Here is a 21,397-nt window from a genome sequence, read left to right as displayed (position 1 = left end):
GGGGAGGGCGGTCGCAAGGTCTATATCGCCGGGATATACCGTGACAGGTACTCTTTGAGCGCGGGGTCGCACACATAGAGATACGTTCCTAACATGCCGCGCGTCATGAGGACGTAGTAGGCGTTGACGATGATCTTTTGCAGATCATCGTCGCTTGCCTTTTTCTTGGCAACGGCATCTTTGAAGTTTGCCCTGTTAACGTTGACTGCATCTTTGTTCGAATCGTAGTAAATGTCGGGACCCAGAATTACGAATCCGTAGTTGAGGTCGTAGCCTTGTACCGTATGAATGCATCCGACTTCGTTGACGGCGTTGGCGGAGTTAACCCAATCCTTCTGGGTTGAGTTCCAGCGTTTGGGAATGCCCTCGATGACGATATCGAACGCATCTTTGTTATTCTTCGTTTCCCACTTCCACGCAAAGCCTGCCATCATGCGGGATAGACCAACTTCTTCTTCCTTGGTTTGCTGCAGAGAGCAGAAGTCCTCAAATCGGTCGACGATTCCAAACTGGTATCTGGGGATATCGCTGTCCGGATCCCCGGCTCGCGAATCGTAAGGCTCCTATGAAAAGAGTGCTTTGAACTTCATGCCGGCATGCATGTACGCTTTGTTATCAAGCAGGTCGTAGACAAAATCGAGGTACTCATCGCCGCCACGCACGCGCATTTGGGTACTCAAGTTGAATTCTTCGGTCTCGATGCCGGCTTCTTCGAGTTGGTTGAGTCGCTGCTCAAGGCCATCTCGGTTGAGTCCCGATGCGCGGACTTGCTGTTTGGGGTCAAAGAACAGGTACGCCTTGTCGCAGCATTTGAAAATCCAATCCACCTGGCTGCTCGTGCGCGGCAAGCTGAGTCGTTCACATGTGTTGTAGAAAGCTCCGATGCCGGCGCCGGCGGATAAGTAGTTTCCCAGTCGGTGCGCCTCGTCGACAAGCAAGACGTCATACCGATCGTTTTTTGTGACGTCGTTGGGGCTCAGGATATCGCCGGGCTTTAACCCGGGGAGGAAGTGCGTGAGTTTTTTGAGCGTCTTGCTCAGAGACTCCATGGGCGTCACGAAGCCGACCCGCAGACCGGAAAGGTTCGGCTCATTTTTGATTTTGAACATGAGACTGATGGCGAGGATTGTTTTGCCTGTTCCCGGCGCGCCGTTCACGACGGTTACGCGCTCTTTCTTGGGACCGCCGTGTTTAATGTCTTCATGCTCTTGCTCGAGCCGCCTGTAAATCGCCTCAATCGTTTCGTATTGATCGGGCGTGAGCGTTTTGAAGGGCGAGAATTTGAACAGGTCGGTATTCTCGAGCTCTTCGATGGGGTGGATCGCATAGTTCTCTTCGCGAAGCTTTGTCCAGAGGTCTCTGAACTTCTGGCGATACTGAGGTCGCTCAAAATAATCGAACTGGGCATAGCCATTGTTGGCGTTGGTTACCTGGTATTTTTCGTCAGCGCAGAACAGCTCGATAAGTCGATTCTCAAACTCAAATGTTGCTGACTGATTGAAGGTTGGATTGTCAATCAGGAGGGTCCGGTCGAAGTCTTTGTCCACGTTTGCGGCGTGTTGCTTCATGCGGCGTCGATAATTGGTCGTTTGACCGATGTACGCCGTTTTGTTTTTACTGTTGGTCAGAATATAGAGAACGGGCCAACTCTCGTCATGGTGGAATCCGGGCTTTGGCGTGCCAAAGTCCTGCAGCGATTCGCTTGCCTCGAAGGGTTGGGGGAGGGGAAGCGTGTATTGTCGAAGGGCGAACTCATTACTCATGGTGGGCCGCCTTTCTGTATTCGCTGGAGCTGGTGTCGACGGGATAGCGCTCGCCGTTGCGTTTGAGTTTGGACGAGAGCGCCTTTGGGAGGTCGATTCCGTTTAGATCGGCGAAACGTAGGAGAAAGAGGAGCGTGTCGGCAACTTCGTCTTCGATGGCTTGGCGCTGATCAGGGCTATCGAACATTTCTGCAATGCGCTTGTCGCTCATAAAGCGGAAAAGCTGAAGGAGTTCGGAGGACTCTGTCGCTATGCCGATGGCAAGTTCCTTTGGAGTGTGATATTTGCGCCAATCGCGCGCATCACAAAAATCTCTGACTTGTTCTGTCATGGCAGTGAGCTTGTCCATCATCCGTAACCTCCCTGATGTTCATTATTTTATTATGGCCGTATCTGGAGTTTATTGCACATCAGTTGGGACGTGCGGTTTGTCCGGCCGCGATTGCCCGGTAGGAGGATTCACCGTGAAGATTGAAGTTGATGTAGACCAGCTGCGCGAGGGCTTGCTCGACTACGCGGGGAGCGCGGCTGGCGTGGGCTTTCCCGCTGCCATGCTCGACGTGATGGATATCGAGGACGAGTCGCCCCAAGAGCTCCTAGCCCGAGCCGAACGCGAAGGCCTCGACCTCCGCGACTTTGCTGTGGGTGACAGCTAGTAGCTGAAGAGGGACGGGCTGCTAGGAAGCTAGCGTGGCGATGACGGCTTCGTCGCCGGCGTATATTAGGGTGTTGCCATCGGGGATGATGGTTTGGCCGTCGCGCTTGAGCATCACCACGATAAACGGGTGCTTGCCCTGCGGCACGTCGCGCAGGCGCTGACCGGCCAGGCGACCGTGGGGCGTCACGGTGACCTCGCGCAGCGTAACCTCGGCACGCTCTTCGAACGTTGGGGCTGCCATCACCAGAAGGTCGCCTTCCTCGATGACGGTATCGCCGTTGGGCAGTACCGGGTGTGCCCCGTCGCGCAGCACCAAGACCACGAGCATGTCCGTCGCGCTGCCAATATCGGCGAGCGAGCGCCCGGCAAACGGATGGCCAGCGCCCACCTTGAGCTTTACAAACGACATGCCGTCCTCGTCGTGGTAGTCGTTAAAGGTGCGGCGCACGTCGCCGGCCGCATCGATCATATCGAGTTTCTTCGCCACCGCCGGCAGTAGCGAACCCTGCACCACAATGCTCGATACGGCAATCACAAACACCAGGTCAAATAGGTCGTGTCCGCCGGGAACGCCGGCCACCACAGCAAAGAGGCTAAAGACGACCGAAGCCGCGCCGCGCAAGCCCGCCCAGCTTACGAGCGCAACCTGGCGAGGGCTCGTCTTAAAGGGCGCCAGCAGCAGACCGACGGCGATGGGGCGGCTCGCAAAGAGCATAAACGCCATGAGCGCCAGGCCGGGTAGCAGCATTTGCGGCAGGCGCGCGGGCGTGACGAGCAGGCCGAGCAAGAAGAAGATCGTCATCTCGGCCATCTCGGTAAGGGTGTCAAAGAAGTGCGCCATCTCGACCTTGCCGGTGATGTCGCTCGCGCCCAGCACAATGCCTGCCAGGTATACGGCCAAAAAGCCGTTGCCGCCCAGGTAGCTCGGCAGTGCGTAGGCGACGATCGCCACGGCGAACAAAAAGATAGTCTGCGCGCCCTCGGCCGTTGCGTGTGCGCGCTCAATCAGGCGGCTGGATATCCAGCCGATGGCAAGGCCCAGCCCCACGCCCAGGATGATCTGCTTGGCCAGCAGCACGGGAATGTCGATGTTGCCACCCGCCGCGAGGGTGGCGAGTACCGCGGTGAGCATGTAGGCGACGGGGTCGTTGGAGCCCGATTCGACCTCGAGCAGCGAGTCGGTGCCGCCCTTTAGCGACAGGTTGTGCTCGCGCAGCACGCTAAAGACGCTCGCCGCGTCGGTCGACGCCACGACCGAGCCCAGCAGCAGGCCGCCGATCCAGTCGAAGCCCAGTGCGAAGTGTGCGAACACGCCAGTGATGCCGGCGGTGGCGATAACGCCGAGCGTGCTCAGCAGCACAGCGGGCGCGGCGACGGGTTTGGCACGGTCGATGTTGGTGTTAAAGCCGCCGTAGAACATGATGAACAGCAGCGCCGTGCTGCAGACGGTTTCGGTGAGCGCGTAGTCGCTAAAGTCGATGTGCGCCGGACCGTTGACGCCGAGCAGCATGCCGAGCGCAATAAAGATGAGGAGGGTGGGGAAGGGGAGTTTTTTGCCGACGGGTTTGATGGTCAGGCACAAAATGATGACGAGGCCGATAAAGAGAAGTATCTGGTTCATGGATAGTGTCCGCTCCTGGGTGGTTGGCGTGGCACGGTCAGTTGTCTGCGGTTATTTGTACCCAAAGGTGGTGGGTTTATGGGGGCGGATTACGGGCGTGCGCGATATCGTCATAGACGGCTGCCGTCTTTGCCTCTGCTCGGAAACCCTTTCCAGCTTTATTGCAACGGAGTACAATGGGTAACGTTTAAGTTCAACTTGAAGTTTTAGTTGCGGCGCCGGGCTTAGACCGCAATGCAAGGAGAGGCGTACCATGGCGATCTATGTGACATCTGATGCTCACGGGCACGTGCGTGCGCTTGACGAGGCCCTGTCTAAGATCTCGTTGACGTCCGACGACACGCTGTACGTGCTGGGCGACATGATCGATCGCGGGCCCGATCCGGTCGGCGTTATTAAGCTCGTGCGCTCGCTGCCCAACGCCCACGTGCTCAAGGGCAATCACGAGCAGATCATGCTCGATGCCATCATTGGCCAGGACCCGCTCGATGCCGAGACCTGGGATATCAACGGTGGCTGGACGACGAGCGAGCAGCTCAACGACATGGAATTTGAGGCATACGAGGAGCTCGTGCGATGGATGGCCACGCTGCCGCTCTACGCGGTGGCCGAGACCGAGGAGCGCCCGTACCTGCTGGTGCATGCCGGCATCCAGACCGAGGCGGCGCGCGCGTTTTTGCTTGAGCATGGTGTCGATTGCGGTGACGGCAGGGGAGCGGTCGATGCCGATAGCGAGCTGCTGCGGCAAATGCTCGCCGTGCAGTCGTCCGATGACCTGCTGTGGATTCGTCACGGCTATTGGGATGCGCCGACGGGACTGCTTTCTGCCGAGGGCGAGGGCCCGGTCGTGGTGAGCGGCCACACGCCCACGGTGTCGCTTGGGCGCTATTGCGAGGTTGGCGGCCTGGCGGGGCTCGATGAGGAGTCGGGCCGCGGGCAGATTGTGCGCCTGGGTGGCGAGGATACCGCCGGCGTGCCCGATCGCATCGACATCGACTGCGCCGCCGCCACCGGCTCCGAGTTCGGTCGCGTGGGCATCCTGCGGCTCGATGATGGGGCGGAGTTCTACGCGAACATCAACCCGGGCGAATAATCGGTGCAAGTGGTAGCTAATTTGGGACGGGGCTTTTTTGACTACTCTTGCCCTTCTGCCCGCTAATTGATTTCTCTGGGACGGGGATTAAATAATCATTTGGCTGCCCGCTGGCTAAGTGAGTAGACTTTTTTGGAAATGCCGAGCACCCAACATATTTGCCTCAATAAAACCGCAGGTCACAGACTTGTGCTCTGTCGGTGTGGTCAGGGATTCGGTAAAAATCTACTCACTTAGTTTTACGTAATGCATATTGTCTTCAACGAGACCCCAGCCGGGGCGATTCCATCGCAAATTCCGGTGACCGGGGCAGCTAATTAGGCGCCGTAGGGGTTGCGGTCGCGCTCGATGCGCTGGCGGATGTGGGCGTACTCGATTATCAGCAGCACCAGGAGTAGGGCCATGATGGCTAGGTAGCTCACCACGGCGCCCATCAGACCCAGCAGCTTAATCAGGATCACCGGCAGCACCACGCTTACGGCGAAGCAGATCAGGTAGATCTTGGTGACATCGCCGGCGTGGCGCAACACCGTGATGATGGCGTAGATAAAGTCGATTGCCGCGGTGACGCCGCCGGCGACAACCATTAGCAGTGCCAGCGTGCGGTAGCGCTCAAAGTTGAGGCCGTACATAAAGCTCATGATGGGGATGCCGGGGCCTGCCATAAATGCGGCGCACGCTCCGGTAATGACCACGATCAGTGCCATAACGGCAACAATAATCAAGTCAAAGCGGCGACGCTTGCGCGGATTCGCCCAAATGCTCGACAGACGTAGGAGCTGCGGTTTATAGATAAATCCAATGCTCAACAAAATAGCCTGCGCTGGAAAGAACAGTGCATTAAAGTACAGCTGGTATTTGTAGGCCAGTGTGCCTTCCATCACGAACTTGGGCATGCTCTCGATGAGGTTGAACAGGAACAGCGCACCAAAGAGCGGGGCGCACTGGATAAACAGGTGACCAGCCTCGCGCAGACTCATACGGCGTGATTTTTCGGTTTCGAGCAGGGCGAGCGGGGCGGTGACCAGCACGAGCGAGGCAATCGCGGCGATGCCCATGGCCATGGCGGCGATGGGCATGCTGCGCGTGAGGAACAGTGCCACGCTAAAGACCGCGATGACGCCGACGGATCGTAGCGTTTGGCTCATGCCGGCCAGGTAGAGTTTGTCGGCCTGCTGCAGGCGTCCCTCGTACACGTCGGCAATGCCGTCGATCACCTTATACAGGTAGACGCCCAGGCCGATTGTGGCCATCTGCGCATCGTAGCCGCGGGCGCTGCTGTATACCAGGCCGCATGCCAGCGCGAGCGCTCCGCAGATCCAGCGGTTGAGCTGGTAAGAGGCAAAGGACGTCTTTTCGTCGATGTCCGAGACCTGGAAATTGCGCACGCCGTAGTTGCACGCGATCATGATGAGCGTGCCGGTGACAAAGGCGATGGAGAATTTGCCAGCCTCCTCGGCGCCCACGAGCTGTGTGGACACGATGGTGAGCAACGGAAACACCATGCCCCACACGGCGGTGCCCAGGGTATTCCAAAGGTAGTCGCGACGGGTGGCGTGATCTTCGTACTCGGCTTCTTGCGTGGAGAAGCCGCCGCCGTAGACGGCTCCGAGCAGGCGGTTCCACCAGGCATTGACCATGCGGTGGATGGGGCCGGGCTGGCGATCGCGCTCGCGGCGACGGCGTGTGGCCTGGCTGCTGTCGGGACCGCCGGCGTTACGCTGGCTTAGCTCTTGGATTCGTGCGAGCTCCTCGGCGGTGTGCGATGCGGGGAACAGGCCGTTCTCGATGCGTCCGCCCTGCCCGTGCGCCCCGTCCGATACGGTGGGGTCGGCGACGCCATTGCGGCGGGCGATGGCGCGGCGAATGCTATCGATGGGCGTGATGCTCAAAGCGGAGTCCTTTCTATTGCTACGCTCTAGTATAGACGCGACGGTGTTCGTTCGTGTTTTTGAACAGGTTGTTCGATAATTTCGGCGGCGCCATTCAGTAGACGGCATTTGGGGACGTTCCTTATGTGCCGGCACTTTGGGAACGTCCCTAAGTGCCGGCATCCGGGGTCGCTCCTTGGTTGTTGCCTGTTCAAGAGTGTCCCTAACGACTAGGCCGCTTGCCTGCGATTTTTGACCGTTGGGCGGGCGCTTCGCCCTTGCCGCAAAAACGTTTTTGCATATCGGGTACAACGGGCTTTACGTGAGTAAAGTGCGCGCCTCGTCCACGTGTCGCGCTTTTAAAGGAGGCCCCATGCCAGGTGTTACCCCTGCAGAAGTTCTGTCCAACTTTGGCATTACGCTGGTCGAAGATCCCGCCGAGAATCAGCCCCGTCTGCTGGTCGATCTACCCGCCGCGGAGCTCGTCGAGCACGCTATCCGCCGCGAAGAAGGCCACATGGCATCCAACGGCGCGCTGGTGATCGAGACGGGGGAGCGCACTGGCCGTTCCCCCAATGACCGCTTTATCGTTGACACGCCCGACGTGCACGACAAGATCGCCTGGGGCGCCGTCAACCGACCGCTTTCGATCGAGAGCTACGAGACCATCAAGGCCGGCATCGTCGACTACCTCAACGAGCGCGACGTGTTCGTCACCCGCGGCATGGCCGGCGCCGACCGCAACCACACGCGCCGACTGCTCGTCGCCTGCGAGCGCGCCAGCCAGGCACTCTTCATTAAACAGATGCTCGCCCGCCCGCTTGCCCGCGAAATCGCGCGCACCGGCGAGCCCGACTTCTGCGTACTCGCAGCGCCCGGTTACCAGTGCGACCCTGCCATCAAGGGCCTCAACTCCAGCGCCGCCGTGGTCATCAACTTCCAGGAACGCGTGATTCTGGTCGCCGGCACCGGCTACTCCGGCGAGATTAAAAAGTCGATCTTTAGCGTCATGAATTACCTGCTGCCCGTCGAGGACGACGTGCTGCCCATGCACTGCTCGGCCAGCATGGATCCTGTCACGCACGAGACCGCCGTGTTCTTTGGCCTGTCCGGCACCGGCAAGACCACGCTTTCGGCCAACCCCACGCGCCTACTGATCGGCGACGACGAGCACGGTTGGTCCGACATGGGCATCTTCAACATCGAGGGTGGCTGCTACGCCAAATGCGAGGGCCTGGACGCGTTCCACGAGCCTGAGATCTTCAACGCCGTCCGCTTTGGCGCGATCTGCGAAAACGTGGTGCTCGACGAGAGCCGCAAGCCCAACTACGATGACGTCTCGGTCACGCACAACACGCGCGTGGCCTACCCTGTGGAGCACATTCCCAACGCGTGGACCAAGGGCATGGGCACCACTCCAAGCGTCGTGCTCTTCCTGACCTGCGATGCCTTTGGCGTGCTGCCGCCCATCTCGCGCCTGACGGCCGACTCCGCCATGTATCACTTTGTGACGGGCTTTACGGCCAAGATCCCCGGCACCGAGGTCGGCGTCACCGAGCCCACGCCCACGTTCTCTTCGCTGTTTGGCGAGCCGTTTATGCCGCTCGACCCCATGGTCTATGCCAAGATGCTCGGTGAGCGCATCGCCGACGGCCGCACGCGTGTGTACCTGGTCAACACCGGCTGGATCGGCGGCGGCTACGGCGTGGGTCATCGCATCGAGCTTGCCTACACGCGCGCCCTGGTGGCCCGCGCCCTCGACGGTACCATCGAGGACAGCGAGTTCGTGCACGACGACATCTTTAACGTCGACATTCCCACCACGTGCCACGGCGTACCCGACGGCATCCTGGTGCCGCGCCAGTATTGGCAGAGCACCGCTCGCTACGACGAGGCCGCGCACAACTTGGCCGTGATGTTCGAGGAGAACTTCGAGAAGAAGTACTCGCACCTGCCCGAATCCGTCAAGGCCGCCGGTCCGCATGCTCAGGTGCACGCCGACGCCCGTCATCGCGGCCACGGCCTGCTGGGACTTCGCCACTAGCGTCGCCTCAGACCCAAAACCACCATAAAGGGGACAGGCACCTTTGTGGCGGTTTTGCTTGGGCGAATGACTCGGGTTACAATACGCCTGACATATCGCCTCCTTCTCCGGATGGGGGCAGCGTAAGCGCTCTTGTGGCGGCACCGTAGGACTTTGAAGGTGGCCGTCGTAAGGGCGCTTTTTGTTTAGGCACCCGGGCTCGGGCGCATGCTATGAAGGGAGAGCACATGAAGAGTTTCGTTGCCGAGGATTCGTTTTGGGAGCTATTTCCGCAGGCGGCTGTCGGTGTTGTGGTCGTAAAGGGCATGAAGCCCGCGGCTCAGATTCCTCAAGAGGACGTTGATGCGATTGCCGCGTTGCTCGACCGCGCCAATATCGATGCGGAGCGTCACCTGACGAGTGATACCATCAGCGAGAATGCGCCGGTTAAGGCATGGCGCGAGGCATATCGCCTATTCAAGACCAAGAAGGGCGCGCGTTGCTCAATTGAGAACCTGCTCAAGCGCGTGCTCAAAGGAAAGCCGGTGGGCCACATTACGCCCGCGGTGGACATCTACAACACGGTGTCGCTGTCCTACGCGCTGCCCGTAGGCGGCGAGGATTTGCACGCGATTGAGGGAGACCTTTGCCTGAAGGTGACCGACGGTGGCGATTCATTTCTGCCGCTTGGCGAGGAGACAGATGACCCGACGCTGCCCGGCGAGCTCGCCTACATCGATGATGCGGGCGCCGTATGCCGCTGCTGGAACTGGCGCGATGGCGTTCGAACGGCGTTGTCCGATGATTCGGCCGATGCTTTCCTGGCGATTGAGTGCGTGGAGCCCGAGCGGATGGGGGATTGCCAGGCCGCGATCGATCGCTTAGCCGAGCTGCTCGAGCGCTATCTGGGAGCGACGGTTGTCGTTAAAACGCTTGTGACCCGCGACAATCCTTGCGTGGGGCTGTAGCGAAGTCTGCGGATCAAACTCGATGCCCCAAACCACCACAAAGGTGCCTGTCCCCTTTGTGGTGGTTTTTATGTTGATGGGTTAACAAATGGGATATTTGGGTACGGGTGTTGCCTTGTGCGGCTAAGATGTTTACCCGTTAGCATCATGTAAGCGAAAGGCGGTCGTCACCATGCAGCAGAACGACGAGACACGTTTTGAGGACTTTGTCGGACTGATCAGCGGCCTCTACAAGGAGATTCAGCGTATCAAGACGTCCGAAGGCGCAAGGCTGGGCCTCAAGGGCTCCGACGTTATGTGCCTGTACTATCTTGAGCGCAGCAAGGACGGCCTGACTGGCGCCGACCTCGCCCGCATGGCCGGCGTTACCCGTGCCGCCGTTTCGCGCACACTGGCACATCTGGAGGAGGGCGGCTACGTCGAGGTTGACGACTCGGGTGATGCGGCCGTCAAGTATCGTGCTCCGGTGCGCCTGACTGCCCTGGGCGGCGAGAGCATGAGCGAGGCCGATCGCATCATTCGCGAGGTGCTCGATACCACCGGCAAGGCCATGGGCGTGGAGCAGCGCGAGCAGATGTATGCATCGCTGCGTACGATTCTCAACACCCTGCGTGAGATCTAAGGCCGCCAAGGCATTTGCTTCCCATTAAAAACTGCATAGTCCCGTTTGGGCGCGTATGCCGTGCCGGGGCATTGCTGTCAAAATTCCCTGCGCGGGACCTGCGCAAGAAAGGATTCGTTATGTCCGTCCGCATTATTACCGATTCCGCAAGCGATATGTCGCCGGCGGAGCACCCCGCTCTGCGTGTTCTGCCGCTGTCCGTCACCTTTGGCACCGATGTGTATATGGATGGCGTCGACATCGATCACCAGCGCTTTTACGAGATGCTTGTGGAGCGCGATGAGCTGCCCAAGACCGGTCAGGTCAACCCGTACGCCTTTTCGCAGGCGATTGCCGAAGCGCGTGAGGCCGGCGATGAGGCCGTGATTATTACCGTGGGCGCCAAGCTCTCGGGCACCAACCAGAGTGCTCGTACGGCACTTGCCGAGGCGCCGGGCGGCGACATGTTCGTCGTGGACAGCAATAACGTGACCTTGGGCGAGCGCGTGCTGGTCGAGTATGCGCTGCGCCTGGTGGACGAGGGCCAGGGCGCGGCTCAGGTTGCGGCGGCTGTCGAGGCCGTGCGCGACCGCGTGGTCGTCATCGGCCTGCTCGAGACGCTGGAGTACCTGGTGCGCGGCGGTCGCCTGTCTGCTGCGGCCGGTGCCGTGGGTACGCTGCTCAACGTAAAGCCCGTGGTGGCTGCCGAGGACGGTCTGATCGTGCAGCTGGGCAAGGCGCGCGGTTCCAAGAACGGACGTAACCTGCTCAACCAGAAGGTCGAAAAGGCGGGCGGCATCGACTTTTCCATGCCGCTGGCGCTCGGCTATACGGGCCTTTCGGATGCGGTGCTCAAGAAGTATATCGAGGACAGCGCGGCACTGTGGGCTGGCCACACCGAGGGCGAACTGCCCGTTCACACCATCGGCGCCACCATCGGCACCCATGTAGGCCCCGGCGCCGTAGCCGTAGCCTTCTTCCAGCCCGTTAACTAGCCCACCTGCCAAAACCACCACAAAGGGGACAGGCACCTTTGTGGTGGTTTATGCTATTCCGGGTGGAAGGGAGCGAGCAATGGCGTCTGAGGGCTTTTTTGAGCGGGTGTACGAGGTGGTCGAGCAGATTCCCGAGGGGATGGTCGCCACGTATGGTCAGGTGGCGCTGCTTGCTGGACGTCCACGAAGTGCGCGGTACGTGGGGTATGCCCTGCATGGCAATCCGCGCCCCGGCGAGATTCCCTGTCACCGCGTGGTGTTTGCCGATGGCCGCATATGCGATGGTTTTGCTTTTGGCGGTCCCGATGCTCAACGTGAGCTTTTGCTAGGGGAGGGTGTGGCGTTTAAGGACGACATGCACGTCGACTTGGCCGCCTGTCGCTGGCCTGCAGGGCTCTAGCGGCTCTGCCGTGGCTTAAACCACCACAAAGGTGCCTATCCCCTTTGTGGTGGTTTTGGCAGGTTTACCGAGGTTAACTTATGGAGAAGGTATGGCGGCGCGGTTTGTCGCAGCAAAGTAAACCACGGTGAACTATATTGTTTTCAGCAACGGAGCAGGCAATAGGCGATGAAAAAGCCTGCCCTGTTGAGTTTGATTCGCATTCCTCCCCTCTGTGCGATTCAACGGTGTACTTCGGGAACAGGCCCGCTGGCAACTATCTGCCAGCGGGCCTGTTCCTGTTTCGGTGAGGATTCAGCCTCACCGTCTATGTTGTGCGAAGGCGCTTTGCCTAGTACACCATGCCCATGGCGTCCTGAACCTCGGCCAGGGTCTGCTCGGCAATCTCGTTGGCGCGACGGTTGCCCTCGTGCAGCACGTCCTTCACATAGTCCAGATCGTTCTCATAGCGCTGACGACGCTCGCGGATCGGCGCGAAGTACTCGTTGACGGCCTCGGTCACGTACTTCTTGAGCTGGCCGGAGCCGCCCATGCCAATCTCCTCGGCAATCTCGACCTCGGAACGGCCGGTGCAGATGGCGGCGGTTGAAAGCAGGCCGGACACGCCGGGGCGATTCTCGGGATCGAACGTGATCATGCGCTCGGAGTCGGTCTGGCTCTTCTTGATGCGCTTGGCCGTCTCCTCGGCGGTCATCGAGATGTTAATGGCGTTGCCGTAGCTCTTGCTCATCTTGCGCCCGTCCAGGCCGGGCAGCAGCGGGGTCTCGGACAGCAGCGCGTCGACCTCGGGGAACACCTTGCCGTAACGGTTGTTAAAGCGGCGGGCGATGGTGCGGGTGAGCTCGATGTGCGGCAGCTGGTCGCGACCGACGGGCACCACATTGCCCTTGCAGAACAGGATGTCGCAGGCCTGGTGCACCGGGTAGGTGAGCAGAAGGCCGGTGAGCTCGTGGCCCGAGGCCTCCATCTCGGCCTTGACCGTGGGGTTGCGCGCCAGCTCGGCCTCGGAGACCAGCGACAGGAACGGCAGCATGAGCTGGTTTGCGGCGGGTACGGCGGAGTGCGCGTAGATCATGGTCTTGTCGGGGTCGATGCCGCAGGCAAGGTAGTCCATGACCATGTTGTACACGTTGTCCTGGATGTGCTCGGTCGTATCGCGGTCAGTGATGACTTGGTAGTCGGCGATGAGCACGTTGGTCTTGGCGCCCATGTTCTGCAGCTCAACACGGCCCTTGAGGGTGCCGAAGTAGTGACCCAGGTGCAGACGGCCGGTGGGGCGGTCGCCGGTGAGCATGGTGAACTTCTCGGGCGTTTTGGCCAGGCCCTCGCGAATGGCGTTGCTCTTTTGCAGCGCGACTTCGTAGCTGTTCTCGTTTGGCATGATTGCTCCTAACGTATGTTCATGGGTCAAGATGATAACGCGTTTATTGGAGGGTCGGGGCGTAAGTACGCGAGGGGCGGGAGAGCGGCGGCATGTGCGATGGGCGCGGCGTGGCTGCGCGTTTGGCCGGCGGCGCCTGGGCGCAGCCTCGGCAGCTTACCCTAGCGCCTGTGGTGGCGCTCCTCCCTGCGTTCTTCTGCCGCCTGCTCCTCCTGCTTAAAGGCGGGATCGTCGGGGGTGACGAGCTCGTCCTCGTGCGTGCGCTTGTTGTAATGGTGGCGCAGCACGGGCTCAAACAGGTGCAGGTGCTTGGCAAAGGCCGCCGAGCCAATGGCGAGTACGGTAAAGATGAGCACGCGCATGGGCACCTCGACCTGGTTAATCGCGGCGGCGCCGGCCGAAAGCATGATGCACCAGGCGTAGATGAGGAGCACTGCCTGCTTTTGGTTGTAGCCCTCTTGGATCAGGCGGTGGTGGATGTGGCCCTTGTCGGCCTGCCCGATGCTAATGTGGGCGCGCTTGCGGCGCACGATGGCGCTAAACGTGTCGATGATGGGCACGCCGGCAACGATGAGCGGGATGATAAGCGAGGTGAGCGCGGCGGTGCGGCTCACGTTGAGCAGCGAGATGGAGCCCAGTGCAAAGCCCAGAAGCAACGACCCCGAGTCGCCCAAGAAGATGCTTGCGGGGTTGAAGTTGTAGCGCAAAAAGGCCAGGCAAGCGCCAAAGAGCGCAATGGAGAGCGCGGCGGCGTCGATGCGGCCCGAGAGAACGGCCATCGAAAACATGGTGAACGACGCGATGCCGCAGATGCCCGTGGCCAAGCCGTCGAGGCCGTCGATGAGGTTAATGATGTTGGTGAATGCCACCAGATAGATCACGGTGATGGGGTAGGCGAGCCATCCGAGCATGATCTCGCCGGGGGCAAACGGGTTGACGATGACGCCGATCCGCAGGCCGCCGATACAGGCGATAAGCGCGGCGAGGACCTGTCCGGCTAGCTTTTGCTTGGGCTTGAGCTGGAAGACGTCGTCGATAGCGCCGGTCGCAAAGATGACGGTAAAAGAAAACGCAAGTATGGGGTAGCTGATGTGCAGACGGGGGTGGGGCACCAAAACGGGCGGCCAACCCAGGTACCAGGTGCCTAGGATTTGCACAATACAGGCAACGACCAGGCCCAAAAACACCGCCGTTCCGCCCAAACGCGGGATGGGCTTGGTGTTGATGCGGCGCTTAGAAGGATAGTCGACGGCGTCGAGCTTAATTGCCAAGCGCTTGACCAGGGGCACCGTGAGGAAGGTCGTGATAAAGGCCGCCGCTGCCACGCATAGATACGGTATGTAGCTCGGGGATGAAGCCATGAATCTAAAAACCGCCAAGCGTCGAAGGAAAAGGTCAAAGGTTGCTAAGCGCAAAGGGCATAGCCGAACCATGATACTCGACCAAGGGGGGTGCATGGAATTGCACGCAGCGATAATCACGCGCTTACCAGATATTGGGATGTTGTCGATGGATTGTCGGGATACCGGCGGGGATCCATATGGGCTGTAATGGTGGTTTTCGGCAAATAAAAACCACCCCCCACGTTACGAAAATGAACCCACCTAAAACAGGTGGGTGCCCTCATCGACTGTTCCAGCGTCCTTAACAACGAAGGATACCTGTACTAGGTACGACTGTGTGGGCTCCCTAAATAAACGCGACGGTTCACCCAGTTGCTCCGCGGGGGGCGGAATACCTACATCATAAAGCGGCACTTTATCGATTCCAGTCTTGACATTACAAAAATCGTGTCGGACGATTACGGCGCCTTGGGCTCGAGCCGTCTGTGCGGTTGGTCCCTTTACGTTTGAGCTGCTGAATCGTTGTTTTGGAGCATGTTTTTATGCCGACGCCGTTGACCGAACTTTTTTCGCCCGCCTGCCATTTGTGTCCGCGCCGTTGCGGTGCGGTGCGCGACGAGGGTGCGCACGGCGTATGCGGTGCCGATGACACGCTCAAGGTGGCCCGCGCGGCGCTTCATATGTGGGAGGAGCCGCCTATCTCGGGCGAGGCCGGTTCGGGCACGATCTTCTTTAGCGGCTGCTCGCTCAAATGTATCTATTGCCAGAACCACGAGATCTCGACGGGCAATTTTGGGCTTGAGATTTCGCCCGAGCGCCTGGTCGAGATTATGCTGGAGCTGCAGGACCAAGGTGCCAATAACATCAATCTGGTGACGGCGACGCATTATGCTCACCTGCTGCCGGCCGCGATTGCCGCAGCTCGGGAGCGCGGACTGGTCATCCCAATTGTCTACAACACGAGTGGTTACGAGCGCGCGAGTGCCGTGGCAGCGCTGGGCGACCTGGTCGACGTGTGGCTTACGGACTTTAAATATGCCGATGCCGGGCTTGCGCAGTCGCTTTCTCATATTAAGGACTACCCGCGCGTGGCCGTGTCGGGTCTGGCCCAGATGGCGCGCGAGATTGAGCGCCGCGGGGGAGAGCTGGTAGACAAGGACGGGCTCATGAGGCGCGGCATAATCGTGCGTCATCTGGTGCTGCCGGGGCATGCGGACGATTCGTGCCGCGTGTTGGACCTGGTGTGGCAGACGGTGGGCGACGTGCCGATCTCGGTCATGAACCAGTACACGCCCAATGCCCTCATGTGCGAACAAGGCGGCGACCTGGCGCGCGCCGTGACGCGCGAGGAGTACGAGCAGGTGCTCGACCATGCCGACGACCTGGGCTTTACGACGATGTTTTGGCAAGAAGGCGGAGCGGTAGACGAGAGCTTCACCCCGGCGTTCGACACCACCGGCGTCCTCACCAGCGCAAAGTAGTGCGCTCGCCGATGATTTTTCTGGGACGGGGATTAAAAAATCATCGAGAGGATCGCCTGCTCGAAAAGTTGTCAAAATAGCCGCGTCCCAAAAAGACTGGGTATTGGGCGTTGACAGTTGGCGAGCCGTAGGTAAAATATCAACTTGTCTTGGGGACGTAGCTCAGTTGGGAGAGCGCTGCCGTCGCATGGCAGAGGCCGAGGGTTCGACTCCCTTCGTCTCCACCCTTGGATTTGATAAGCCGCTGACATTGTGTCGGCGGCTTTTTTTAAAAGAAAGGGCTGTACCATGGCCAAGCTTGAGTCCCAACCACTGTCTGCCGAGGAACGCGCCGAGTTGGAAGAGCTCCGCGCCGAGAAAGCTCGTCGCGAGGCCCAGGAAGAGGCACGCCGCGAGCGTGAGGAGCTGGCCGCCCTGCGTGCCGAGCGTGCGAAGGCCGAGGAGGCCGCCGCGAACGTCGCCCCCGCGCCCAAGCCCGCCGCCGCGAAGCCCGCGCCCACCGCACCTAAACCTCAGCCTAAAAAGGTCGCTCGTTCCAAGTCCGTCGAGCCCAAGCCGAGCCGTGACGAGATGACCTTTGCCAAGCGCATGGTTACCTCCAAGGAGCCTACGGGCGAGAACGAGATCCCTGGCATGGCGCCGGCTCAAAAAATCATCATTGTCCTTGCCCTCATCGCGTTTGTCATCTTTATGGGCTACACGATCCTGACCAGCATGGGCCTGCTCTAGCCCATTCGCGCTGGGTGCCATGCCCGAACACTCTGCCCTTTTCCAACCCTCAACCTCTGCACAACGCATCCGAAAGGTCGCCCCATGGCTTTGACCGACATCTCGCATCCCACCGACATTGCAATGCTCACCGATCTGTACGAGCTCACTATGGCCCAGGGCCTGTGGGAGAGCGGCAAGGCCAATGAGCAGGGTTGTTTTACCGCGTTTTACCGCGACCATCCTTTTGGCAGCGCCTATGCCGTCATGTGCGGCACCGCCGAACTGCCCGAGCTGGTCGAGAATCTGCGCTTTACGCCCGAGGATATCGACTACCTCGCCTCGCTCCAGGCCCCGGCCGGCGGCGCGATGTTCAAGCCTGGATTCCTCGACTACCTGCGCGATTTTCGTGCGCATGTAAACATCGACGCCGTGCCCGAGGGCGAGCTCGTCTTTCCGCGCGAGCCCATGGTTCGCGTCACCGGCCCCGCGCTGGAGTGCCAGCTGCTTGAGACGGCGCTGCTCAACATCGTTGGGTTCCAGACGCTTGTCGCCACCAAGACGGCGCGCGTGGTGCTGGCGGCGGACGGCCGTCCCGTTGCCGAGTTTGGCCTGCGCCGCGCTCAGGGTCCCGATGGCGGCTTGGCCGTCGCGCGCGCGAGCTACGTTGCCGGCTGCTCCTCTACGTCCAATGTGCTCGCCGGCCGCCGCTACGGTATTCCCGTCTTTGGCACGCATGCGCACAGCTGGGTGATGAGCTTCGATTCCGAGCTCGAGGCCTTCCGCGCCTTTGCCAAGTCGAGCCCCAAGAACTGTACGCTGCTCATCGACACCTATGACGTGCGCGAGGGCTGTGAACATGCCATTACGGTTGCCAAGGAGATGGAAGCGGTGGGCGAGCGCCTGTCGGCCATTCGCATCGACTCCGGCGACCTCGCCAAGCTCTCCAAGTATGTGCGCGGCCGTTTTGATGCCGAGGACCTGCCCTATGTGGGGATTTCGGTTTCCAACGATCTGGATGAGTACACGATTCAGTCGCTGCTCGACCAGGGCGCGCCCATCGACAGCTTTGGCGTGGGTACCAAGCTTGCGACCTGTTACGACCAGCCGGCGCTGGGCGGCGTGTACAAGCTTTCCGCCCGCCGTGCGAGCGAGGCAGATCCATGGACGCCGGTTGTCAAGCTCTCCGAGCAGCCCTACAAGCGCACGATCCCGGGTGTGCAACGCGTGCGCCGTTATTACGACGGCTTTGGCGGCCCGGTCTGCGACATGATCTACGACGAGGACCATCTGGCGGGGGAGGGCGCCGCGCGCGGCAATACCCTCGTAGCCGTGAACGATGCCGCCCTGGTGACCGACGTGTCCGAACTTGAGTATCGCGAGCTGTTGGTGCCGATCGTGCGCGATGGCAGTGCGGTGGCTCCGCGTGAGAGCATCCAGGACGCGCGCGAGCGCTGTGCTTGGGCGCTCGATCATCTGGACGCAGCTTTCAAGCGCTTCCTGTACCCGCAGACCTATGTGGTGGGCATGGAGCAGGGCCTGGCTCAGGTGCGCGACGAGCTCGTGCGTAAGAACATGGCCGCGGCTTCTGCCTTTCCCTGGGCTCACTAATTCCTTGGGCGGTAGGGGCGAGTCACGCTCCCTTGGCCGCCAGCTCGGCCGTTCGCTGAACAGTTGATTGGTTTGACGTATGACGACTTCTTATAAAACGATGGTGGTAAAGATCGGTTCGTCCACGGTGGTGGGCGCCGACGGCAAGGTCAACCGCGCCTTTATCGGCGGACTTGCCGACCAGGCCGCAGCGCTGCGCGAGCTTGGCTGGCGCCTGGTCGTGGTGAGCTCGGGCGCTATCGCCTGTGGCTATCCCGTGTTGGGCTTCGACCGCAAGCCGGTCGGCGACCTGCCGAGCCTGCAGGCCTGCGCCTCGGCTGGTCAGTGCATCATCTCGTCGGCCTACGACGAGGAGTTTCATGCGCGTGACCTGCTCACCTCGCTCGTACTGCTCACGCGCCACGACACGGCCCGTCGCACGTCCTACCTGCATGCGCGCGACGCCCTGTTGCGCCTCGTGGAGCTTGGCGTGGTGCCGGTCGTCAACGAGAACGATACCGTTACCGTCGATGAGATCAAGTTTGGCGACAACGACACACTGGCGGCGCTTGTGAGCTGCCTGGTTTCTGCCGATCTGTGCGTGACGCTCTCGGACATCGATGGCCTTTATACTGCCAATCCGCATGAGGACCCCACGGCCGAGTTTGTTCCTGTCGTGCATAAGATCGATGCCAAGATTATCGCCTCGGCGGGCGATTCTTCGACCTCGGTGGGCACGGGCGGCATGATCACCAAGATTCGCGCGAGCCGCATCCTGATGACGGCGGGCATTCAGAGCGTGATTTGCTCGGGTGAGGAGCCCGATGCACTCGTGCGCCTCGCCCGCGGCGAGAGCGTGGGCACGCTGTTCGATCCGCCGGCGGAGCGCCTGGACATTGCGCCGCGCAAGCTGTGGATCGCGCTGGGTGACAAGGCACATGGCTCGGTGACGGTCGATGATGGTGCTGCGAAGGCGCTGGTAAGCCGTGGCTCTTCCTTGCTTACGGTGGGTATTCACGAGGTCGATGGCGTGTTTTCCGAGGGCGATGTGCTCGACGTGTGCGACCCGAGCGGTATGGTCGTCGCCCGCGGTATCGCCGAGGCCGATTCGGACGTGCTGGAGCTTGCCGCCGGCCGCCGCCAGGACCAGATCGCCAGCAACCGTCTACTGGCAGACCTAGCCGAGAAGCCGGCGATCCATAGGGACAACTTGATAGTGTTCGCCTAACCAATTGACGCTGCAAACGCCCCTAAGCGGCAATCTGACGTTCAATCGTCGGGCATGACCAAAAGGTCAATGCCCTCCTCTTTCACGTCACCTTGCTCGCTTAGGGGCGTTTTCGCTTTCTGTCCTCTACCAGCGGCATTGTCGTTGCCGGCACTTGGGGACGTTCCTATTGTGCCGGCAGACGGGGACACTCCTTTGCTAGAAGATCTGGCGCAGGTCTCCGCGGTTGAGGGCTTCGTCGAAGAGGTGCTTGAACACCACGCTGCCGTGCAAGCCGTCGTGCTCGAACTCGTTGGTCACCCAGGCATGCGAGTTGCCCACGCGACTGAGCGTATCGAGCTGCATGCCCGAGTCCACGTACATGTCATCGAAGTACACCGCGGCCTGCAGGGGCACCTCGTTGCACGCCAGGCGCTGCGGGTCGTAGATCTTGTCCCAGCTTGTGTCTTCCATAAGCAGATCCATCGCCGGCTTGAAGGGCTTAAGTTCGGGCATCTGCTCAAACATCCACGGGAACATGGCCTCGCCGGTAAACATGAGCGGTCGCGTGAGCGTGTCGAACTCGGCACGACGGGCCTTCTCTTCTGCCGCGGCCCAGCGAATGGGCATGGTGTCGCCGTCGGCGTAGATGAACTCCTGAAGCGTCCAGTACAGCGGATTCGTGCGCGTGTTGGTGCGCTCGAAGGCGCGCATCAAAAAGCTGTCAGATACCGAGGCGCCGCAGGCCAGCGTGCCGTCGCCGTCAACAAAAGCATGATCGATAATCCAATGCATGCGCTCAAAGCTCGGCTTCATGCCAAAGTCGCTGCCCATGAGCTGTAGGCGTTCGACCGTCATCGGCGAGCCGTCGGGTAGCACGGGCTTTTGCTCCTCGAGGGCATCTGCCAGGGCCGCCACGCGCTCGACGTCGGCGGGGTAGCGGTTGTAATACTGCTGCGTCTTGGCGGCCATGCGCGGGAAGGTGTGCGCGTAGACCTCGCTTGCGCTCGCCGGTACGTGGGGGATGCCGCCGCAGGTAAAGCTTGCCGCCACGCCCTCGGGGAAGAGCGACAGGTAGCTCAGCGTCAAAAAGCCGCCGTAGCTCTGCCCGAGCGTGACCCAGGGCCTGCCGCCAAAGCCCACCAGGCGCAGGTACTCAAAATCGCGCACGATGGAGCTGGCGAGGTGGCGCTTGAGGAAGTCCGCCTGCGAGCGGGCAGCATCGGAGCCGGCCGCCTCGGCGCGCTCGCCCAGTGCGGCAATCGTGCGCCCGTCTACACAGCTGCTGCGCCCGGTACCGCGCTGGTCGGGCAGCACGACGCGGAAATGCTTGACGGCCTCTTCGATCCAGCCATCGCTTGTGGGCGACAGCGGACGCGGGCTCTCGCCACCGGGGCCACCCTGCAAAAAGAGAAGGAGCGGCAGGTCGTCGTTGATGCGGTCGGGTGCGCAAACCACGCGGTAGAAGAGCTTGATGCTCTCGGGCGCGCCGGCGATGGGTGTCGGTATAGCGCCGCGGCGCATGGTGCTGCCGACGGCCAGGAGCATCGGCTCCAGGCCGCGCCAGTCGAGGGGGACGTCGATGCTGTGGTCCTCGACATACAGGCCGGGGACGTGGTACGAAGTGATGAGGGCCATGTGAGTCTTCCGTTCGTTGCGGTGTTTCGGGTTGACCAATTCTACCGCCGCGGGCG

Annotated in this window: 17 protein-coding genes, 1 tRNA gene and 1 pseudogene; 12 read left to right on the top strand and 7 right to left on the bottom strand. The window is 60.8% G+C overall.

Going from position 1 to position 21,397, the window contains the following annotated elements; genetic code table 11:
* Window positions 1-20: 20 nt before the first annotated feature.
* Both DWW51_RS00815 and DWW51_RS00810 read right to left on the bottom strand, forming a co-directional pair.
* Window positions 21-1,763, bottom strand: a pseudogene (locus tag DWW51_RS00815) (DNA/RNA helicase domain-containing protein).
* Window positions 1,756-2,112: a nucleotide pyrophosphohydrolase gene (locus tag DWW51_RS00810; RefSeq protein ID WP_197032115.1), complete on the bottom strand. Its 357-nt coding sequence runs from the start codon at window positions 2,110-2,112 to the stop codon at window positions 1,756-1,758. Before DWW51_RS00810 ends, DWW51_RS00815 begins: the two are co-directional and overlap by 8 nt.
* 115 nt (window positions 2,113-2,227) lie before the next feature.
* Here DWW51_RS00810 and DWW51_RS00805 point away from each other — a divergent pair, with 115 nt between their 5' ends.
* Window positions 2,228-2,419, top strand: coding sequence for a hypothetical protein (locus DWW51_RS00805; RefSeq protein WP_117563971.1), 192 nt, complete (start codon window positions 2,228-2,230; stop codon window positions 2,417-2,419).
* 21 nt (window positions 2,420-2,440) lie between these two features.
* On the opposite strand, the gene DWW51_RS00800 is transcribed toward DWW51_RS00805, so the two are convergent.
* Window positions 2,441-4,042 carry a potassium/proton antiporter gene (locus DWW51_RS00800; protein WP_117563970.1) on the bottom strand — a complete coding sequence of 534 codons (1,602 nt, stop codon included), beginning with the start codon at window positions 4,040-4,042 and terminating at the stop codon, window positions 2,441-2,443.
* A 253-nt stretch (window positions 4,043-4,295) separates the two neighbouring features.
* On the opposite strand from DWW51_RS00800, the gene DWW51_RS00795 reads away from it, so the two are divergent.
* Complete coding sequence (locus tag DWW51_RS00795; protein ID WP_117772991.1) at window positions 4,296-5,135, top strand: metallophosphoesterase family protein; 840 nt, start codon at window positions 4,296-4,298, stop codon at window positions 5,133-5,135.
* Between the two features lie 317 nt (window positions 5,136-5,452).
* Here the strand turns inward: DWW51_RS00795 and DWW51_RS00790 are convergent, their stop codons facing one another.
* On the bottom strand, window positions 5,453-7,027 hold the full coding sequence (locus tag DWW51_RS00790) for a lipopolysaccharide biosynthesis protein (protein ID WP_229071747.1): 1,575 nt from the start codon (window positions 7,025-7,027) through the stop codon (window positions 5,453-5,455).
* Window positions 7,028-7,379: 352 nt separating this feature from the next.
* Between DWW51_RS00790 and pckA the strand changes: the two genes are divergently transcribed.
* The 5 genes from pckA to DWW51_RS00765 all read left to right on the top strand — a co-directional run bounded on the left by pckA (window position 7,380) and on the right by DWW51_RS00765 (window position 11,993).
* Entirely contained in the window at window positions 7,380-9,050 is a 1,671-nt protein-coding gene (gene pckA / locus DWW51_RS00785; RefSeq protein ID WP_192934527.1) for a phosphoenolpyruvate carboxykinase (ATP), read from the top strand.
* A gap of 227 nt (window positions 9,051-9,277) precedes the next feature.
* On the top strand, window positions 9,278-9,997 hold the full coding sequence (locus DWW51_RS00780) for a B3/4 domain-containing protein (protein ID WP_117641034.1): 720 nt from the start codon (window positions 9,278-9,280) through the stop codon (window positions 9,995-9,997).
* Window positions 9,998-10,169: 172 nt separating this feature from the next.
* Window positions 10,170-10,619: a MarR family winged helix-turn-helix transcriptional regulator gene (locus DWW51_RS00775; protein ID WP_022093866.1), complete on the top strand. Its 450-nt coding sequence runs from the start codon at window positions 10,170-10,172 to the stop codon at window positions 10,617-10,619.
* Between the two features lie 119 nt (window positions 10,620-10,738).
* Window positions 10,739-11,593 (top strand): DegV family protein, encoded by an 855-nt coding sequence (locus DWW51_RS00770; RefSeq protein WP_117641033.1) that lies wholly within the window; start codon window positions 10,739-10,741, stop codon window positions 11,591-11,593.
* A gap of 79 nt (window positions 11,594-11,672) precedes the next feature.
* The gene (locus tag DWW51_RS00765; protein ID WP_089572047.1) at window positions 11,673-11,993 is read left to right on the top strand and encodes an MGMT family protein; all 321 of its coding nucleotides are present in this window, start codon (window positions 11,673-11,675) and stop codon (window positions 11,991-11,993) included.
* 331 nt (window positions 11,994-12,324) lie between these two features.
* On the opposite strand, the gene trpS is transcribed toward DWW51_RS00765, so the two are convergent.
* Window positions 12,325-13,374, bottom strand: a complete 1,050-nt coding sequence (trpS, locus tag DWW51_RS00760; RefSeq protein ID WP_089572045.1) for a tryptophan--tRNA ligase — start codon at window positions 13,372-13,374, stop codon at window positions 12,325-12,327.
* A 161-nt stretch (window positions 13,375-13,535) separates the two neighbouring features.
* Window positions 13,536-14,735, bottom strand: a complete 1,200-nt coding sequence (locus DWW51_RS00755; RefSeq protein WP_117772989.1) for an MraY family glycosyltransferase — start codon at window positions 14,733-14,735, stop codon at window positions 13,536-13,538.
* Window positions 14,736-15,259: 524 nt separating this feature from the next.
* Between DWW51_RS00755 and DWW51_RS00750 the strand changes: the two genes are divergently transcribed.
* From DWW51_RS00750 to proB, 5 genes are all read left to right on the top strand, one after another.
* Window positions 15,260-16,198: a radical SAM protein gene (locus DWW51_RS00750; protein ID WP_117646361.1), complete on the top strand. Its 939-nt coding sequence runs from the start codon at window positions 15,260-15,262 to the stop codon at window positions 16,196-16,198.
* A 151-nt stretch (window positions 16,199-16,349) separates the two neighbouring features.
* Window positions 16,350-16,422 (top strand) — tRNA-Ala (locus DWW51_RS00745).
* A gap of 64 nt (window positions 16,423-16,486) precedes the next feature.
* On the top strand, window positions 16,487-16,927 hold the full coding sequence (locus DWW51_RS00740) for a hypothetical protein (RefSeq protein ID WP_117646360.1): 441 nt from the start codon (window positions 16,487-16,489) through the stop codon (window positions 16,925-16,927).
* Window positions 16,928-17,011: 84 nt separating this feature from the next.
* Window positions 17,012-18,517, top strand: a complete 1,506-nt coding sequence (locus tag DWW51_RS00735; protein WP_117772987.1) for a nicotinate phosphoribosyltransferase — start codon at window positions 17,012-17,014, stop codon at window positions 18,515-18,517.
* A 79-nt stretch (window positions 18,518-18,596) separates the two neighbouring features.
* On the top strand, window positions 18,597-19,724 hold the full coding sequence (gene proB / locus DWW51_RS00730) for a glutamate 5-kinase (RefSeq protein WP_117772985.1): 1,128 nt from the start codon (window positions 18,597-18,599) through the stop codon (window positions 19,722-19,724).
* Between the two features lie 198 nt (window positions 19,725-19,922).
* On the opposite strand, the gene DWW51_RS00725 is transcribed toward proB, so the two are convergent.
* Window positions 19,923-21,341 carry an alpha/beta fold hydrolase gene (locus DWW51_RS00725; RefSeq protein WP_117772983.1) on the bottom strand — a complete coding sequence of 473 codons (1,419 nt, stop codon included), beginning with the start codon at window positions 21,339-21,341 and terminating at the stop codon, window positions 19,923-19,925.
* Between the last annotated feature and the right edge of the window lie 56 nt (window positions 21,342-21,397).

This window comes from Collinsella sp. AF15-51 (assembly GCF_003462845.1).
Classification (GTDB): Bacteria; Actinomycetota; Coriobacteriia; order Coriobacteriales; family Coriobacteriaceae; genus Collinsella.
This window is presented reverse-complemented; position numbering and strand designations above follow the sequence as displayed.

What these genes read in the sequence shown, in the direction of transcription:
- DWW51_RS00725 (WP_117772983.1), bottom strand. Translation starts at nt 21,341, where the DNA reads ATGGCCCTCATCACTTCGTACCACGTCCCCGGCCTGTATGTCGAGGAC.
- DWW51_RS00765 (WP_089572047.1), top strand. Translation starts at nt 11,673, where the DNA reads ATGGCGTCTGAGGGCTTTTTTGAGCGGGTGTACGAGGTGGTCGAGCAG.
- trpS (WP_089572045.1), bottom strand. Translation starts at nt 13,374, where the DNA reads ATGCCAAACGAGAACAGCTACGAAGTCGCGCTGCAAAAGAGCAACGCC.
- DWW51_RS00775 (WP_022093866.1), top strand. Translation starts at nt 10,170, where the DNA reads ATGCAGCAGAACGACGAGACACGTTTTGAGGACTTTGTCGGACTGATC.
- DWW51_RS00795 (WP_117772991.1), top strand. Translation starts at nt 4,296, where the DNA reads ATGGCGATCTATGTGACATCTGATGCTCACGGGCACGTGCGTGCGCTT.
- DWW51_RS00810 (WP_197032115.1), bottom strand. Translation starts at nt 2,112, where the DNA reads ATGGACAAGCTCACTGCCATGACAGAACAAGTCAGAGATTTTTGTGAT.
- DWW51_RS00740 (WP_117646360.1), top strand. Translation starts at nt 16,487, where the DNA reads ATGGCCAAGCTTGAGTCCCAACCACTGTCTGCCGAGGAACGCGCCGAG.
- DWW51_RS00750 (WP_117646361.1), top strand. Translation starts at nt 15,260, where the DNA reads ATGCCGACGCCGTTGACCGAACTTTTTTCGCCCGCCTGCCATTTGTGT.
- DWW51_RS00755 (WP_117772989.1), bottom strand. Translation starts at nt 14,735, where the DNA reads ATGGCTTCATCCCCGAGCTACATACCGTATCTATGCGTGGCAGCGGCG.
- DWW51_RS00780 (WP_117641034.1), top strand. Translation starts at nt 9,278, where the DNA reads ATGAAGAGTTTCGTTGCCGAGGATTCGTTTTGGGAGCTATTTCCGCAG.
- DWW51_RS00800 (WP_117563970.1), bottom strand. Translation starts at nt 4,042, where the DNA reads ATGAACCAGATACTTCTCTTTATCGGCCTCGTCATCATTTTGTGCCTG.
- DWW51_RS00735 (WP_117772987.1), top strand. Translation starts at nt 17,012, where the DNA reads ATGGCTTTGACCGACATCTCGCATCCCACCGACATTGCAATGCTCACC.
- pckA (WP_192934527.1), top strand. Translation starts at nt 7,380, where the DNA reads ATGCCAGGTGTTACCCCTGCAGAAGTTCTGTCCAACTTTGGCATTACG.
- DWW51_RS00770 (WP_117641033.1), top strand. Translation starts at nt 10,739, where the DNA reads ATGTCCGTCCGCATTATTACCGATTCCGCAAGCGATATGTCGCCGGCG.
- proB (WP_117772985.1), top strand. Translation starts at nt 18,597, where the DNA reads ATGACGACTTCTTATAAAACGATGGTGGTAAAGATCGGTTCGTCCACG.